General features: G+C 65.0%; 15 protein-coding genes. 10 read left to right on the forward strand and 5 right to left on the reverse strand.

All coding sequences use genetic code 11. The features are described from left to right. Positions 1–85: 85 nt before the first annotated feature. The 3 genes from ACIP5Y_RS23745 to ACIP5Y_RS23755 all read right to left on the reverse strand — a co-directional run bounded on the left by ACIP5Y_RS23745 (position 86) and on the right by ACIP5Y_RS23755 (position 4,702). Positions 86–2,500: a bifunctional salicylyl-CoA 5-hydroxylase/oxidoreductase gene (locus ACIP5Y_RS23745; protein ID WP_400352793.1), complete on the reverse strand. Its 2,415-nt coding sequence runs from the start codon at positions 2,498–2,500 to the stop codon at positions 86–88. A 78-nt stretch (positions 2,501–2,578) separates the two neighbouring features. After that, positions 2,579–4,192 carry an AMP-binding protein gene (locus ACIP5Y_RS23750; RefSeq protein WP_400353879.1) on the reverse strand — a complete coding sequence of 538 codons (1,614 nt, stop codon included), beginning with the start codon at positions 4,190–4,192 and terminating at the stop codon, positions 2,579–2,581. Between the two features lie 105 nt (positions 4,193–4,297). Further along, positions 4,298–4,702: a RidA family protein gene (locus ACIP5Y_RS23755; RefSeq protein ID WP_400352795.1), complete on the reverse strand. Its 405-nt coding sequence runs from the start codon at positions 4,700–4,702 to the stop codon at positions 4,298–4,300. 177 nt (positions 4,703–4,879) lie between these two features. On the opposite strand from ACIP5Y_RS23755, the gene ACIP5Y_RS23760 reads away from it, so the two are divergent. Beyond that, positions 4,880–5,746, forward strand: coding sequence for a fumarylacetoacetate hydrolase family protein (locus ACIP5Y_RS23760; protein WP_400352796.1), 867 nt, complete (start codon positions 4,880–4,882; stop codon positions 5,744–5,746). Beyond that, positions 5,743–6,183: a cupin domain-containing protein gene (locus ACIP5Y_RS23765; protein WP_400352798.1), complete on the forward strand. Its 441-nt coding sequence runs from the start codon at positions 5,743–5,745 to the stop codon at positions 6,181–6,183. Before ACIP5Y_RS23760 ends, ACIP5Y_RS23765 begins: the two co-directional genes overlap by 4 nt. A 106-nt stretch (positions 6,184–6,289) precedes the next feature. On the opposite strand, the gene ACIP5Y_RS23770 is transcribed toward ACIP5Y_RS23765, so the two are convergent. Next, positions 6,290–6,775 carry a cupin domain-containing protein gene (locus tag ACIP5Y_RS23770; protein ID WP_400352800.1) on the reverse strand — a complete coding sequence of 162 codons (486 nt, stop codon included), beginning with the start codon at positions 6,773–6,775 and terminating at the stop codon, positions 6,290–6,292. A gap of 517 nt (positions 6,776–7,292) precedes the next feature. Here ACIP5Y_RS23770 and ACIP5Y_RS23775 point away from each other — a divergent pair. The 5 genes from ACIP5Y_RS23775 to ACIP5Y_RS23795 all read left to right on the forward strand — a co-directional run bounded on the left by ACIP5Y_RS23775 (position 7,293) and on the right by ACIP5Y_RS23795 (position 11,773). Continuing rightward, entirely contained in the window at positions 7,293–8,282 is a 990-nt protein-coding gene (locus ACIP5Y_RS23775) for a zinc-binding alcohol dehydrogenase family protein (protein WP_400352802.1), read from the forward strand. A 670-nt stretch (positions 8,283–8,952) separates the two neighbouring features. Beyond that, on the forward strand, positions 8,953–9,975 hold the full coding sequence (locus ACIP5Y_RS23780; RefSeq protein ID WP_400352805.1) for a nitroreductase family deazaflavin-dependent oxidoreductase: 1,023 nt from the start codon (positions 8,953–8,955) through the stop codon (positions 9,973–9,975). Between the two features lie 300 nt (positions 9,976–10,275). Beyond that, positions 10,276–10,455 (forward strand): hypothetical protein, encoded by a 180-nt coding sequence (locus ACIP5Y_RS23785; RefSeq protein WP_400352807.1) that lies wholly within the window; start codon positions 10,276–10,278, stop codon positions 10,453–10,455. A gap of 355 nt (positions 10,456–10,810) precedes the next feature. After that, positions 10,811–11,305 (forward strand): general stress protein, encoded by a 495-nt coding sequence (locus tag ACIP5Y_RS23790; protein ID WP_400352809.1) that lies wholly within the window; start codon positions 10,811–10,813, stop codon positions 11,303–11,305. A gap of 123 nt (positions 11,306–11,428) precedes the next feature. Continuing rightward, positions 11,429–11,773 (forward strand): hypothetical protein, encoded by a 345-nt coding sequence (locus tag ACIP5Y_RS23795; protein ID WP_400352811.1) that lies wholly within the window; start codon positions 11,429–11,431, stop codon positions 11,771–11,773. 439 nt (positions 11,774–12,212) lie between these two features. Here ACIP5Y_RS23795 and ACIP5Y_RS23800 read toward each other — a convergent pair whose 3' ends face one another. Continuing rightward, a complete protein-coding gene (locus tag ACIP5Y_RS23800) occupies positions 12,213–12,383 on the reverse strand; it encodes a CsbD family protein (RefSeq protein WP_400352814.1) in 171 nt (56 codons plus the stop codon). 285 nt (positions 12,384–12,668) lie between these two features. On the opposite strand from ACIP5Y_RS23800, the gene ACIP5Y_RS23805 reads away from it, so the two are divergent. The 3 genes from ACIP5Y_RS23805 (at position 12,669) to ACIP5Y_RS23815 (ending at position 16,672) form a co-directional block, all read left to right on the forward strand. After that, positions 12,669–13,001 (forward strand): hypothetical protein, encoded by a 333-nt coding sequence (locus ACIP5Y_RS23805; protein WP_400352816.1) that lies wholly within the window; start codon positions 12,669–12,671, stop codon positions 12,999–13,001. A 223-nt stretch (positions 13,002–13,224) separates the two neighbouring features. Next, positions 13,225–16,026 (forward strand): BTAD domain-containing putative transcriptional regulator, encoded by a 2,802-nt coding sequence (locus ACIP5Y_RS23810; protein ID WP_400352818.1) that lies wholly within the window; start codon positions 13,225–13,227, stop codon positions 16,024–16,026. A 232-nt stretch (positions 16,027–16,258) separates the two neighbouring features. Then, complete coding sequence (locus tag ACIP5Y_RS23815) at positions 16,259–16,672, forward strand: hypothetical protein (protein WP_400352820.1); 414 nt, start codon at positions 16,259–16,261, stop codon at positions 16,670–16,672. Positions 16,673–16,675: the final 3 nt, after the last annotated feature.

The following is a 16,675-nucleotide window of genomic DNA, read 5'->3' on the forward strand; positions in this document are numbered from 1 at the left end:
CGATCCATCCGTTCGGAGCGTGGCCCGCAGGTACGAGCTGCGGGAGCAGTTATATAGTGTCAGCATTTCGATCGTCACAAAGAATCTACACTGTCGAAATCGGCACACTGATGTCCGGCGGCTGCCAGCGCCGCTGGAGGGACGTTGCGCCTTCGGCAGCGCGGATCAGCTGAAGACGCGGGGGCGGACCGTCGGTGCGGCCGTTGGGCGGTTTGCGGTTACCAGCACGGAAGGGCGCGGGCCATTCCGCCGCCTCGCCGACATACTGCTGATCCACCGCGGCATGCAGTGTCCACTGCGGATCCCAAAGATGAGCACGGCCGATCGCCACCAGGTCGGCACGCCCGGCGAGCAGGACCGAATTGACATCGTCGTAGGAGGAGATGGCGCCGACCGCCACCACCGAGATGCCGTGCGGCACACCGACCTCCTGCCGGATCCGGTCCGCGAACGGTGTCTGATAGCTGCGCCCGAACGCCGGCTTCTCATGCTTGACCACCTGGCCGGAGGACACGTGCAACACATCGACTCCGTGTTCGGCGAATGCCCGAGCGATCTCGACCGCGTCGTCGACGGTGTTACCGCCCTCGGCCCAGTCGGTGGCCGAAATGCGCACCGACAGTGGCCGATCCGCTGGCCAGAAAGCTCGGATCGCATCGAAGACGCGCAGCGGGAAGCGTAAGCGGTTCTCGAGTGAGCCGCCGAAGTCATCGGTGCGTTGATTGGCCAGCGGGGAGAGGAAGGAAGACAGCAGATATCCATGCGCACAGTGCAGTTCGAGCAGATCGAACCCGGCACGGGCGGCTGCCCGGCCCGACCGGGCGAACTGTTCGGCCATCTCGTCCATCTCCTCGCACGTGATCTCGCGCGGAGTGCGGCTGTCGGGTCCGTACGGGATCGCCGACGGGGCGACGGTGTCCCAGCCGCCGGTGTCCAGCGGGTCGTCGATGCCCTCCCACATGACCTTGGTAGCGCCCTTGCGGCCGGAATGCCCCAGTTGCACACCGATCTTCGAGCGGGAATTGTCGTGTACGAAGTCCACGACCCGCGCCCACGCCCGCTCTTGCTCGGTGGTGTACAGCCCCGCGCACCCGGGCGTGATGCGCCCCTCCGGCGACACACACACCATCTCGGTCATCACCAGCCCGGCACCGCCGAGCGCTTTGCCGCCGAGATGCACCAGGTGGAAATCGGTGGGCACCCCGTCGACGGCGCAGTACATGTCCATCGGCGAGACAACGATCCGGTTGGGTAGCTCGATTCCCTTGAGCCGCAAGGGATAGAACATCGGCGGACGAGTGTCGTCGCCGATCACGGCCGCGGCCCGTGGCGTATCGTCCTGGATCGAGAGGTACCACCCGTCGATCCGATTCACGAATCCGTTGTCGCGCAGCCGCAAATTGTCGTAGGTGATGCGGCGGCTGCGCGTGAGGAGATTGAAGGCGAACTGGTCCGGCGCTTGATCGGTGTAGCTGCCGATTGCTTCGAACCATTCCAGGCTGGCCTGGGCTGCCCGTTGAACGGACTCCACGACCGGCCGTCGCTCCTCCTCGTACTTTTCCAGACCCGTTGCAACGGAGTCGTTTTCGTGCAGACAGGCGGCGAGCGCGAGGGCATCTTCCATGGCCAGCTTCGTGCCCGAGCCGATGGAGAAGTGCGCGGTATGGGCGGCATCGCCCATCAGCACGACATTGCCGTGCCGCCACGTCCGGTTGCGGACCGTGGTGAATTCGATCCACCGCGAGTTGTTGGCCTGCAGACCGTGGCCGTCCAACTCGTCGGCGAAGATCTCCGCCAGGAGCGCGACGGACTTCTCGTCGTTCTCGCCGGGCAAGAACACGCGGTCGGCGAAGGCGTCGAAACCGGCGTTCCGCCAGACGGATTCGTGCATCTCCACGATGAATGTGCTCTGCTCGGCACTGAGCGGATAGCCGTGTACCTGCATGACCCCGTACGGCGTGTGCTTGATGAAGAATTCGAATGCCTCGAACACCCGGTCTGTGCCCAGCCACATGTACTTGTTGTGCCGCCGATCCAGATCCGGGGCGAACACCTCCGCGAAACGGGTCCGCACCACGGAGTTGAGACCATCGGCGGCAAGCACGAGATCGTGGGTGGCGGACAACTCCTCCACATCCGGGGCGAGCGTGCGGAAGTGGATGGTGATACCCAGATCCGCGCATCGCCGCTGGAGGATACGCAGCAACTTCTTGCGGCTCATCGCCGCGAACCCCTGGCCGCCGGAGGTGCGGACCTCACCACGGTAGTGGATATCGATGTCGCTCCAGCGGGCGAATTGCTCGCTCATCGCACGATAGATCTCCTCGTCGGCATGCTCGATGCCGCCGAGGGTCTCGTCGGAGAAGACCACACCGAATCCGAAGGTGTCGTCGGGGGCATTGCGCTCCCAGATGGTGATGTCGTGGGTGGGGTCGAGTTGTTTCATCAAGGCGGAGAAGTACAGCCCCGCGGGCCCTCCGCCGATGACGGCGATACGCATGAAAGCCTCACACCCTTCGGGTCGAAGTCGGGTCGAATTCGGTTGGCTGCCGGTCGGACTCGGCCGAGCCGATGCCGGTCATCGCTTGTCCCAGTTCTCGCGCACCTTGAACCGCTGTAGCTTGCCGCTGGGATTGCGGGGCAGACTGTCGACGAATTCGATACTGCGCGGGTATTTGTACGGTGCCGCAGTACTTTTGGCGAAGTCCTGCAGCTCCCGAGCCTTCGCCGCGTCGTCTGCGACGCCCGGCCGGAGCACCACCGCCGCGTGGACGATCATGCCGCGGTCCGCATCGGGAACCCCGATCACGGCGCTCTCGACCACATCCGGGTGCTGGTCGAGGACCGCCTCGACCTCCGGCGCACCGATGTTGTACCCGGCCGAGACGATCATGTCGTCGCTGCGGGCGTGGTACCAGAAATAGCCGTCGGCGTCGCGAGTGTAGGTGTCGCCGGTCAGGTTCCAGCCATTGCGTACATACTGACGCTGACGGGGATCGGCCAGATACCGGCACCCGGTCGGTCCCTGCACCGCGAGTCGGCCGGGAGTGCCATCCGGCACCGGACTGCCGTCGTCGTCCTGGATCTGGGCGCGGAATCCGGGCACGACCCTGCCGGTGGAGCCGGGGCGGATATCGTCGTCGGCCGCCGAGATGAAGACATGAAGCAACTCGGTGCCGCCGAGACCATTGATGATCTTCAGCCCGGTCCGTTCGTGAAACCGCTCGAAAACGGCCTCAGGCAGATGCTCACCGGCCGAAACGCACCGACGCAGAGATTTCAGGCGCTCCGGATCGTCGCGCTTGATCAAAAGCCGGTAGGCGGTCGGCGCAGTGAAAAGCACTGTCACCGAAAACTTCTCGATCGCGGCGACGAGCGCATCCGAATCGGGTCTCTCCAACAGCACGACCGACGCGCCGACGGACAGCGGGAACATCACCAGCCCACCGAGGCCGAAGGTGAAGGCCAAAGGCGGTGTTCCGATGAAGACATCAGCGTCGTGGGGTCGCAGCACATGCGCGGAGAAGGTGTCGGCAATGGCCAGCACGTCGCGGTGGAAGTGCATGGCGACCTTCGGCATTCCGGTCGTACCCGAAGTCGGCGCAAGCAGAGCCACGTCGTCGGCACTGGTCCGCACGTCGGCGTAACCGACCGGTTTCGCCGCCGCCCTGCGGATCAGGTCGTCGTCACACGGCCCGCCGACCGCGACGATACGCAAGGCCGTGTCGGCCGCGGACAGTTCGTCGAGCAGCCGGTGATCACATACGGCCAGCGCCGGGTGGGTCAGCTCGATCAGTTTGGTCAGTTCGGGGGCGCGCAGCAGCGGCATGGTGGTCACCACCACCCCGCCCGCCTTGACGACACCGAACCAGCAGGCGACCAGCCACGGGGTATTGGGACTGCGCAACAGCACACGGTTCCCGGGAACCAGGCCGTAATCGTCGGCCAGCACCTGCGCAATCTGGTTCGCACGGTCGAGAAGATCGCCGTAGGTCCAGGTTTCGGACTCGGAGTGCAGGCAAGGCCTGGCCCGGCCGTGGACCGCTATCGTCGCATCGAGCAAGGCGCTCGCGCAGTTGAGTCGATCGGGATAGCGCAACCCTGGCAGGTCGAAGACCAGATCGGGCCAGTCGGCTTCGGGCGGGAGATTGTCCCGGCAGAAGGTGTCTTTGTGCGCGGAGGGTGTGAGCATCACGCTCGGCCCTTTCGAACTGGTGAGGCCAATATATTCTGATCAATTCCAGCTGAGCGCCGTCGATGTCGCGCCGCGTTCCGAGGCCGCACCGAGCCGGTGACATCAGGCCTGTTCGGAGCCCAGCGCGGCGACGGCCTGAATCTCCACGAGCGCTTCGGGTTGCCAGAGCGCGGTGACGCCGATGCCGGCCATCGCCGGGTACACCTCGCCGACCGACTCACGCCAGAGCCGGCCGATTTCCTTGGCGTTTGCCTGATAGCCGGGAATGTCCAGCAGATAGATGGTCACCGACAGCAGATTCTGCGGCTTTCCACCCGCGGCCTCGAGCGCCGCGATCACATTGGCCAGCGCCTGCCGGAACTGAGCGACGATCCCGCCCTCGACGATCGTCCCCTCGGGTGTCAGGGCCGTCTGGCCTGCCAGATGAACAATGTCGCGATACCGCGTGGCGTGGGCGAACCCGGAGGGCTTTGCCAGCTCGGGCGGATTGATGTGTTCGACGAGCATGATCGCCTCTTTCTCACGTGGACCCACCGGGGCGGCGAACCGAACGGAATCGGGGTGGCTCGGACCAGAGTATGGTGTTAAATTCATCAGCGTCAATAGAACGCTACATATGAGCTTGCGCTCGTCACGTTCGAAGCCGCCGCGGGCAACCCGGCCGAATTCCTGGAGTCTCCAGCGATGCGTTTGCGAACAGTTCTCCGCGACGACCACGGCAGTCGTGCCGAAGTCCGTGACGATGGGCAGTGGTACGCGACAACGGCCCCGGACGTCGGCGCACTGCTCTCGGACCGGAACTGGCGCTCGGTCCGGCCACTGACCGGCGAGCAGCCGCCACCCGGGCGGTCGGCGCCCGTAGTGACAGCGCCGGCCAAGATCGTGTGCTGCGGCCACAACTACCGCGCCCACATCGCCGAGATGGGTCGATCCGCGCCCGAGTTCCCCACGCTCTTCGCGAAATTCGCCGACACCCTCACCGCCTGGGATGCCGATATCGTGCTACCCGGCCCGGCCGAGGAAGTGCTGTTCGATTGGGAGGCCGAACTCGCGATCGTCGTGGGCGCCACCCTGCGCCGGGCCGATCGCGACACGGCGCGGGCAGCCATAGCCGGATACACCGTCGCGAACGACTTCTCGGTGCGCGGCTGGCAGCGGCGGACTTCGCAGTGGTTGCAAGGCAAGGCATTCGACGCCACCACTCCGCTGGGTCCTGATCTGGTGACACCCGACGAGGCCGACCCTGCCGATGGCCTCCGCATCGTCTGCCGAGTCAACGGCACCGAGGAGCAGACCGGGGTCACCGACGACCTTGTCTTCGACCCGGCGACGCTGCTGTCGTACATCTCCGCGTTCACCGTGCTGCGTCCCGGTGACGTCGTGTTGACCGGCACTCCCGGGGGTGTCGGCATCGCGGCAGATCCGCCACGCTACCTGCGTGCCGGCGATGTCGTCGAGACCGAAATCGAGGGCATCGGCCTGCTACGCAATCGAATCACCCTGTCCCCCAGTGAGATCGAGCCCGCCTCGCGGGACGGAAAGGAATCATGATGACCAGCGACTCCACCATCCAGGTCGCCCCGATCGTCACCAAAACCGGAGCGGAATACACCGAGACGGCACAGTCCGGTGGCGCGGTACGCATCTCGGGCGTGAGCCCGCAGCACACCCCGGCGACCAAGATCTGGTACGGCAAGGTGACCAATGAACCCGGCTACCGTTCCCTGCCCCATCACCACGGCGAAGCCGAGACCGGCGGCTATGTCCTCACCGGGAAGGCACGCATCTACTACGGGGAGAACTATGAACAGTATGTCGATATGAGCGAAGGCGATTTCGTATTCGTCCCACCGTTCATGCCGCACGTCGAGGTGAATATGAGCACCACCGAGATGCTGGTCTGGCTGACCTGCCGCACTCCGGACAATATCGTCGTCAACCTGCCCGATGTCGACGATTCCACCCTGGCCGGCTATCGGCGGGCGTGAGATTCGAGCCAACGCGGGGCCTCGGGTGTCCTGCGGACTCCCGAGGCCATGCAATCGACTCGACGCGGATCGAGGCTCGCGCAATGCTCCTCAGGGTTTTGGCGGATCAGTTCCAGTCGGACCAGATCGGGGGCGGGCCGACGATGGTGACTCCGTAGCTTTCGAGGAAGTCGACATGCTTGTCGTCTTCTCGGGCCTCGGCCGCGCCGATGCCCTTGAAATAGCCCTCGATCGCGCCCGGCGTATTACCGACCAGGACTTCGCTCTCCTCGGTGATGGCCTGAAAGGTGTGCGGAATGTTGCGCGGGCCGTAGACGAATGTACTGGGACCCGCCTCGGTGATGACGCATTCGGTCAAGGAGTATCCACCGATCCAGAAGCGGACCCGTCCGGACAGAATGACCCAGAATTCGTCCTCCCGGGTGTGATAGTGCAACGGTGGCGCCCCTTCCGCGGTGGCCTTGGCCCGCATGACCGTCAGCGCGCTCGCGGTGTCCTGCTCCGAGAGCACCTGCTCGAAACTGCCGCCGTAGTAGCGGATTTCCGGCTGGGTCCACGGTGCTCGAACTCCGACGGGACCTGCGTAAACCATTGTGGCGTCCTCTCTCTCGTCTGTGGGATTGCCATCTCGTCCCACAACGAGGACACCGCATCGCCGTCAGCGACGAATCAGTTTTCGATCATGACCGGCACATTGGGCAGACAGCGTGAAGCATTCGACGCGATTCGCTCCACCTATGAAAGCTGAGAGCCGCTCAACTGCCCCCAGCCTCGGCGAGGGTCTCACTCACTCGTTGTCGGGGGTGCGTGGTCTGGCGAATCCTGTTGCCCAGTAGCGGCCGTGCAGGGACAGGTTCATCAGGTCTTCGGCCAGCTGTTCGGGGGCAGTTATGTCTGACCGATTCCCTCGCAACCCATCCGGCACGATCCGCAAACGCGCACTGCGAGAACAGATCACCGTGAATCCCTGGTGATCGCTACAGAATCGTCCGTGGCGGCTCGAGCCCGGCGGCAGATTCACCGGGTTGCTCAGGCGACCGTGGGATGATCATGGGCGGCAGCGCCGGGTCCGGTCGGCGCGGACTCGGACCGACCAGGAGAGGTGCACCATGCCCGAATACCCGGATACCATGCGCGCGGTCGTGCTGGACGCCCCCGGCCCGCCCGAGGCGCTACACCTGCGCACCCTGCCTGTTCCGACTCCGGAACCCGGCCAAGTCCTCCTTCGCGTGAAAGCCTTCGGGCTCAACCGATCCGAACTGCACACTCGGCTGGGCTTGGCCCAAGGGGTCACTTTCCCCCGGGTGCTGGGTATCGAAGCCGTCGGTGTCGTCGCCGACTGTCCCGGCGGTGAGCTGCCCGTCGGGCGGCAGGTGGCCGCGATGATGGGCGGGATGGGGCGCACTTATGACGGTGGGTATGCCGAATACACCTGCGTGCCGGTCAGCCAGGTCATTCCCTTCACCAGTGAGCTGGACTGGGCCACCCTCGGTGCGATTCCGGAGATGCTGCAAACCTCCTACGGCTCGCTGACCGTCGGCCTGGACGCCCAGCCCGGTCAGTCGATTCTCATCCGTGGCGGGACGTCCTCCGTCGGCATGGCTACCGCGATCCTCGCCAAGCAGCGCGGCATGACGGTCCTTGCCACCACCCGCAACCCGGCCAAAACCGCTGCCCTGCACAAGATCGGTGTCGACCACACCATCGTCGATACCGGTGAAATCGCCCCGCAGGTCCGTGAAATCATCCCCGCCGGTGTAGATACTGCCCTCGAACTCATCGGCACTCCGACCCTGCCGGACACGTTGCGCGCCACCCGGATTCACGGCGTCGTCTGCTTCACCGGAATGCTGTCCAACCAGTGGACCGTCGAAAACTTCTACCCCATCGCCTACCTGCCCCGAGGCGTCCGCCTCGCGGCCTACGGCGGTGACGCCGGCGACCTCCCCGCCGACGTCCTGCAATCCTTTCTCGATACCGTCGCCGCCGGAACAGTAACGGTGCCGGTCCATCGCCTCTTCAACCTCGATCAGATCCAAGAAGCCCACGCCTACATGGAATCCGATAGCGCTACAGGCAAACTCGTCGTCGTCCTCTGAACGCGGATCGTGGCCTGTTACTGACGAAAAGCGGTCCGGTCTTCGGAGAAGAGCCGGACCGCTTCACATGTCGGTCGAGTCAGCGCTAGGCCGAGCCGCAACCCATCGGAGTCGTCGACGGGGATTCCCAGCAGAGTGGGTTGAAGCTGCCGGTCGATGCCACCGGGAACAGGGCGGCGATCGCTGAAATGAAGTCCATGGTGTTTATCCGTTTTCTATCCGCCGGCGGCAATCAGCCGGGTGCCACCGAACAGTAGGCAGGCGCCTCGGGCTTGTCATGCCCGCAGTTCCGCTGGGACCGATCTCTCGGTCACCCTTGCTCACGGCGGCGGATGCTGTTGTCTCGGATGGCCCGAGTGGACGGGAAGGATCTCGGCACTCACGGGGCCCTGACCCCGCGCCGCTGTCGGAGATGGCCAGTTATCACGTCTCCGTTGACAATCCATCGCGGAGCGATCACACAACCATGCCCAGAACTGGAATTCAGCCTGCGGTGGCGCTCGGGGTCAATGTTTTGGCAGCCTGCATCATGTCCGCCACCTCACGAGGCCTTTAGCATCACCGATAACAGTCGCCCGGCACTGCCTGGCGGTGCTGCGGAACGACTGGCGCACAGCAGTATTCGATGGTTCGGGCACTGTCGCCACGAACCGTCTCTGGGGAGGAAGCCATGCAGGTCAAGCCCGATGTCGCCGCCAAGACGGACTCGTCCACGCATTGGCGTGCTGCCGTCGAGGAGCGGATTCCCGATCTCGGGTCACTGCGGCGCACCGAGCCGGGCACTTGGCTGGTGGGCCGGCTGGGTGGATTCCTGGGCGGCGGTGGACGGATCAAGGTGCTCGAGGCCATGGGCCGCAGTGGCGGCCTGTTCTGGGGGTACATCCCGCTCGGCGCGCGCGTGGTGCCCGGCACGTCGCTGTCGCGCGTGGACTGTGAACTCGCCACGCTACGGACGGCCTGGAACGTGGGCGCCCGCTACGAGTGGCATCACCACGTTTATGCGGCCCGCCTCAGCGGTCTGTCCGTGGAGACGGTCGAACGAGTCGCCAAGGGTTCCGAGGCTGCCGAGTGGACCGACCAGCAGCGATACCTGCTACGCGCGGTCGACGAATTGCATTCCGATCGCATGATTCACGACGACACGTGGGAAGTCCTCACTCAGCATTTGACCGCGGCGCAAATAGTGGATCTGTGCATGCTGGTGGGTCACTACGAGATGCTGGCCATGCTGCTCAAGACCCACGGCATCGAGCCGGAACCGGAGATGTGGCGCCGCGGCCCGTTGCGCTGGATCCGCGACAGCGACTCCGGCGACGGCCTCGCGCCCGCGTGGCTGCCACGTTTCAACCGCCTGGTCATCAACCGCATTGCCGGTCTCACCGCCGGAAATCTGCCGCCCTACACCATGATTCATCATGCGGGCCGCAAGACCGGCCGCGCCTACGACACCCCGGTCATCGGTTTCCGGCGTGCAGGTCTGCTCATCGTGCCGCTCGGCTACGGTGACCGCGCCGACTGGGTGCGCAACCTGCTCGCGGCCGGCGGCGGCACCGCCACCTTCCGCCGCCACACCCACAAGTTCGCCAATCCGCGTGTGGTCGATGCCGCGACGGCCACCGCGCTACCCGAACCGGCGCGCCTGTTCACCCGCGTGGTCAAGGTGCTCGTCGCCGACCTCATGGACGCCTCGTAAGGGCCTACGCTGCCTGGGATTTCGACGACACCCCCAGCCACGGTATCTGCGCCGGACCCAGCGCCATCGACACCCCGCATCCGTGGACCGAAGTAAGCCGGCCGAATTGGGTCAAGTCCCCTTTGCGATTCTTGGAGCTACATAGCGCGTCGCGCTACCGTTTAGGATGTGGCGCCTGAGGGGTCGGGCACCACCCGCTACCGGCAAGCCGGGGCAGCGGTTCCTTGACTGACGTTAAGCGGGAGGACCGACCGGTCCGTACGCCGCTTCTGGGAGTACGCAGAGAAGGAACCAGAAGCCATGGCGCTGCTTGCCGACATCACTCACGCCGGAACGGCCACCGCCGTCATCACCGCGTGCGCCTGGACGATCACCCGCATCACGATCACCATCTACGCCTTGAAGGACGTCCCCTCAGCTGAGCGGCCCGCGGTGATTCGGGCGCTCGCCACCTTCTTCGGCCGCAGCCGGAGTGAGTAGAGTCACAACGGCTTTCGCCAATAGAAGCGGCGCAGCACCGCCGTCCAGAGGCCTTTGTCTCGATATCGGTATGGCGTGCTGTATTGACGAAGCCGGAATGTTCACACGGTGAGAGTAGGGTCGAGTTGTCGGGACATTTTGTGCCCGAGCAGATCCGGCACCGGATTTCGGTTCTGCCATCCTTATTTCCGGCCATTTTCTCGAGCCGGATATCTGTCTTGCGCACAATCCATCGAGGAAATGTCATGCGAATAGTCGCCCGCACCCTCAGGGTCGTGTCGGCCATCGTCGGCAACGAATCGAGCTGACCGAGGGCCGACCCACGAGCGGCAGTCGCCGCACCGAAAGGACCATCATGTCAACCACTTCCGCACCACACCGGCCGCCGGCCATCCCGCGGCTGCCGACGCAGCCCTCCGGCTGGCCGATCGGCTCGTATCCGACATACGCCGAAGCCGAGCGCGCCGTCGAATACCTGTCCCGCAAGGAATTTCCGGTCGAAGATGTGACGATCGTGGGCCGGGACCTGATCCAGGTCGAGCGGATCCTGGGCCGGTTGACCTGGTCGAAAGTGCTTGCCGGTGGCGTCATGTCCGGGATCTGGGTCGGCGTGTTCGTCGGCCTCCTGCTCGGAATGCTCGCGCACGTGTTTCTCGCCCCACTGGTGCTCGGCCTGACGATGGGTATCACGTTCGGCCTGATGCGCACGGCGCTCCCCTACAGTGCCGCCAAGGGAAAACGTGACTTCTCCTCGGCCATGCAGATCGTCGCGGGCCACTACGACGTGCTCTGCCAGCCCACCACCGCCGAACGAGCCCGCGATCTCCTTGCGGTGCTCGCGATCGTCTGAACACTGCGCTCCAACTGCCCCGAGCGCGAACGCACGTCGTGAGGAGCCTCGGTCCCGAGGATCGATCTCCTACGCGCGTCGATATCGGATGGGCGTAGCGGTTCGAGCCGTCATCACGGAGGGATGAGGCACAGTCCGATCGGGCACCATAGTCCGCAGCCGCATTATCACCAGCAGCAGTGGCTTCAGCAGGAGCGGTTGCAGCATGACCGCGAACGAGAGGCCCAGCGGCAACAGGGCTTCGGGTCCTGGGTCCTACCCGCCGGGGTATATGCCGCCGTGGAACGCACCTCCCTACGCGAGCCCTCCGAACTCGGCATGGTGGGCCTGATCTCCGAAATCCGCCCGCTTCCTCCCGATCCGGACGCCGAGCGCTCGGGTAAACGCCTCTACCGCCGCTACCTGACCCCGCTGCAATCCGCCCCAGAAAAGCTCGTGCACTGGAAATACGCCAACGGCCTGGGTTGAGAAGTGATCTATTGCCGGGCAGACGCTGGGTCTCGTGACGAACCCTGCTCGCGCACAGCACTGTTGACCGGATCGGTGGCTATCAGCATATCGGTGTGCAGGGACCAACGGCGATGGACCACCGCGACAACGCGTACTGCCCGGTCACCGGAGCTCACCACCAACGGTCGGCAGTCCGCACTGTCGCATGCAGTGAATTCGATCCGAACGATATGCCCGGCGACATCTTCCACCCAGGCGTGACCCGAGGCGGCCGTGACAACCACGTCGCCGCCGGGCAGCACATGGCAGATCATCGGCACCGCGGTCCCGTTATCGATCGAGACGAGTCCGATCCGGCTCGCCGGGCATGCGCCCGGCCCGAGCCGGCACGCTGGTTGCTTTGTGTTCATGAAGCCCTTCCGGGCTGGACCGGTCCCGGCAGGGAAGGGCATCCGGATCAGGGTTTGAAGGCGTTCTTCGCCTTGTCGGCGGCCTGTCCGACGTCGCCGGAAACCTGATCGATGCGACCTTTGGTCTCCATACGGGAGTTTCCGGAGATTCTGCCGAACAGCTTCTTGATCATGCCCTTTCTGGACTTGGCTTTCTGCGCGAACATGTCGTTGCTCATTTCAGTGTTCCCATCTCGCCGGATCGAACCCCGGCAGAGCTCAAGTACACGCCCTCGACGAGACGCTGTCAACGCTGTGTAGACCTACAGTGTTGACATGAGTGCGCAGGTGGCGTCTACTGGAGATATCAAAGCGCCGACGACACTGCGGCAGCCACGAGCTGACGCGCGCGCACGTTGCGGCGAGGCAATGACAAAATCATCGAAAACATCTGGACGGCACCGGGTTTCGGGTAGTTCCGAACTCGCAGACCGCGCTGATATCGATACCAAGGATCGAACGACATGAATATCACGTCAATCAGCGGCATCACAGGCCGCAAACTCGCCATACTTCTCATCACCGGGGCGTTCGCGGCAATGCCATTCGGCTTGATCGCCGTATCCGCAAACGCCGCGACAGTGACACCTGCCGATTACAACAACAACGACGGTAGGTGGCAGAACGATTGCGACCACACCGGAAACATGATGTGGCAGCAGAATCGCGGGAATTGGGAATGGAGCGACTGCGACAACTCCAACGGTCACTGGCAACAGAATGACCGCGACGGGCAGTGGCAGTGGCATCGCGACAGCTATAACGCACCGGCACCGTCCATGTTCGGCAGTGCCTGAACACGCCTCGGCGAGGCTCGGAGCATGTGAGACGCTCGCGCGCGGGGATAGCGGTGCATGCTGAGTCGCAGCTCGGACACCCGACATGAAACGATGACGGGAAGAACGGCAGCTTCCGCGCCCGGCAGCGGCCCGCGGCTCGATGAGGTGGATCGCAATTTCTTGGCAACTGTCGGTTCTCGGACCGGTCGAATTGATCTCGGATGGGGTGCCCACCTCGCCGATGCCGCCCCAGCAGCAAGCCGCGCTGGTAATGCTGGCCTGTGCCCGCGGGCGCACGGTGTCGGCCGAAGAGCTGGTAGATGGCATCTGGGGTGTCGACCGCCCCCGTTCTGCGGTCGGGTCTCTGCGCAATTACGCCTACGCGCTGCGCAAATGCCTGGCCACACGGCCAGGAACCGTCGAGTTGTGCTCGGAGCCGGGCGGGTACCAACTCAAGGGTCCCCTCGAACTGGATGTCGACCGGGTGGAGCGGCACCGCGCCGAGGTCGCTCGAGGTCGCGCAGCTCACCTCCGCGAGCAGGCCGACACGGCGCTTCGAGCGACGCTCCGCGAGTGGCGTGGTGATCCGCTCAGTGGCGTGCCGGGACCATGGGCCGCCGCCGAACGTGCGCGGCTGCGGCGGATGCGTCAGTCGCTGTGGGAAGACCTCGTCGACCTTGCCGTGGAGCGTGGCGATTATTCGCGCGCTATCGCCGACCTGGAAGCCTTGATCACCAGCGATCCACACAGTGAGCGGCTGCGCGGGCTGATGATCACCGCGTTGTATCGGGCGGGGCGGCGTATCGAGGCGCTCGAGGAATACCAACGCATTCGGCGACTGCTCGTCGCCGAGCAGGGCATCGAACCCGGCCCGGCACTGCTGAAGCTGCACCAGCAGATTCTCGCCGACGATCTTCCTGTCTTGTCGGTCGTCACCACCCCGGTTGCCGCAATCGCCCCTACCCCGGCCCAATTACCTCCGGACACAGCCGATTTCACCGGCCGTCAGGAGCTTGCCGAGGGACTGTGCGCCTGGCTCGTGGACACTGCCACATCGATTGTGAGCATCTCCGGCATGGGCGGTGTCGGCAAGACGGCACTGGCTTTGCATGTGGCGCATCGGCTTCGGGGTCAGTATCCCGATGGCCAGCTCTATGCGGATCTGTATGGCGCCGGCGCCGAGCCCGCCGAACCCGAGCATGTGCTCGGCGCATTCCTGCGGGCATTGGGCGTGCGAGACAGAGACATCCCGGTTTCCATCGCCGAGCGGGCGGCGTTGTTCCGGTCTGCCATCAGCGGCCGACGCATGCTGCTGGTACTCGACAACGCGTGCGATACGGCCCAAGTCCTACCGCTGCTCCCCGGCGAACCCGGCTGCGCGGTATTGGTGACCGCACGGCGTCCGCTCACAGCGCTGCCCGGTGTGCATCCGACCGCGCTGCAGGTGTTCGAACCTGACGAGGCCGTGGCACTGTTCACGCGCATCGCCGGCGCCCAGCGCGTGGCCGCCGAACCCGACGCGACCCGCGACATAGTGGAGCTGTGTGGCCTGCTCCCCATCGCGGTTCGGATCATGGCGGCGCGGGTGGCGGCCCGGCCGCAGTGGACTATTCGGTCCGAGGCCGACCTCCTTGCCACCTCGCGGCATGATCTGGATCGTTTCCGTACGGGTGATCTGACTTTGACCAAGGCATTCCAGGCGGGATACGAGCAGTTGCCGTCGGCCACGGCCCGCGCGTTCCGGCTACTCGCGATGGCTGATCTACCGGATATGCCTTTGGCTGCCACAGCCGCCGTGCTCGACACCACCGAGCGGCTGGCCGAGGACCTCTGCGAGGAGCTGGTGGACCGCGGCATGCTCGAGACAGTCGGGCGCGGGCGCTACCACTATCACGACCTCATGCGCCTGTTCGCGCTGCGCTGCCGCGGCGACAACGCCGATGTCGACGTGACCATGCGATTGCTGGATTACTACCTCGCCACCATGAAAACCGTGCTGCGCGTTAGACATCCGGGACTGCGTCTGAGACTGGCACCGACCGCGCATCCAGGCGCACGGCTGGCCGACCTCGACGCTACCCGGGACTTCCTCAACATCGAGCGCCGCAATCTGGTGACGCTGTACCGGCTGGCTGCGGCGGGGCGGCCCCAACATCGCGCTCTCGCCACCGATCTGGCCCTGCTGGTAGCCGAGACGACGCTCGCCGGTGATGCCACGGTCGATATCGAAAGGGCGCTCGAGGAGCTCATCCGTGGCGCCGAGGCCGACGGTAATGCGCTGGGCGCCTGCCGCACTCGCCTGGCATTGGTGTTCGCGCAGGTCGCCGAGTTCGGCGAGCCGCAGCGCGCGAGCGGTCAGGTCCAGCGCCTACTGAATGAGGTCGATCCCGCCGCCGATCCATGGATCGGCGCCTCGGCCCATGGTATGGCGGGCACTCTCGCTCTCCACGAAGGTGACCCGGCCCGCGCGCTGACACATTTCTCGACCGCCCTGGCCCTCCACCGCCGCGGGGGCAGCCCGGAATGCGTGCGCATGGCGTATGCATGGCTGGCACAAGCGAATTCGGCTGCCGGTCGCAACCGTGACGCGCTCGCGGCCGCCGCGCGCGCCGTGGTCGGCGGCAGCCATGCGGGCACCCGCCGCAATGTCGTCTTCGCGTTGACCGAGGCAGCCTGGGTGATGAGCCGGCAGGGCGACGGCGAGCTCAGCACCCGCCTGTTCGACGTCGCTCTGTCCACGGCTCGCCGCGCGGGCAATACGCGTTTCGAATCCGCCGTCCACGCCCGAGCCGCCATGGCCCACCTCACCGCGGGCAGACTCGCCCAAGCCGCCGAACAAGCCGAACGCGCCGAAGCCACTCGCGACTCCGCCCGCACCGGCGCGGTCGCCCACACCTACAACATGCTGATCCGCTACACAGCTCTGCACCGCCTCGGCCGCATCGACGAGGCCGCCGAGTGCTATCAAGCTGCCGCCAGCCGAATCCCCGACTTCGACGCCACCCTCAGCACCTGGAATCAGCTGATGGCGACAGGCAAGTAGGTCTTGGGTAGATCATCGAGCCGGCCTGATGGGCAGCGAGTTTCGGGCTCTGCTGCCGCTCGATTGACCTCTCCCGCCAGTCGAGCGACTACCCAAAGCCCCTCCGATGCCGGACTTCAGCCCATGGTCCAGCGCCGGCATTGCGCTCACACTGGATGCACCGCCACACTCTCACCACCCTGATGCGACCAAGTGACGGCCGGACGTTCGTTCTGATCGGTAAGGACACAAAATGAGGATCGCATTGGTTGGCATCGGGCTCGCCGTAGCACTTTTCGCCGTACCCGCGAGCGCCGACACCGGGTTGGGCTCTTTCGCCGGGACCTGGTCCGGCATGCGAGAGGATGTCGTCATCGACAGCGGTGGCACAGGACATTTCGACTATTCGGACTTCCACAGTTGTCCCAGCTGTGCGATGGCCAACGTACCGCGCAGCACCGTGAACTTCACCCTGACCACGGTTTCGGGCAGCGTGGCCAGCGGAACCATCAGCGCCAGCTCTGATACCGGCGCCTACAGCGTCGGCGAGCCGGTGACGGCCACGCTACAGACACAATCCTGGGGACAGACCATCCAATGGTCGGTCAACAACCAGCAGATCGGACTGTTCTGCACCTCCGCCCAAGCCCAGCAGTGTGGCGGCTGACCC

Origin of the sequence: Nocardia sp. NPDC088792, assembly GCF_044750615.1 — a bacterium.
Classification (GTDB): Bacteria; Actinomycetota; Actinomycetes; order Mycobacteriales; family Mycobacteriaceae; genus Nocardia.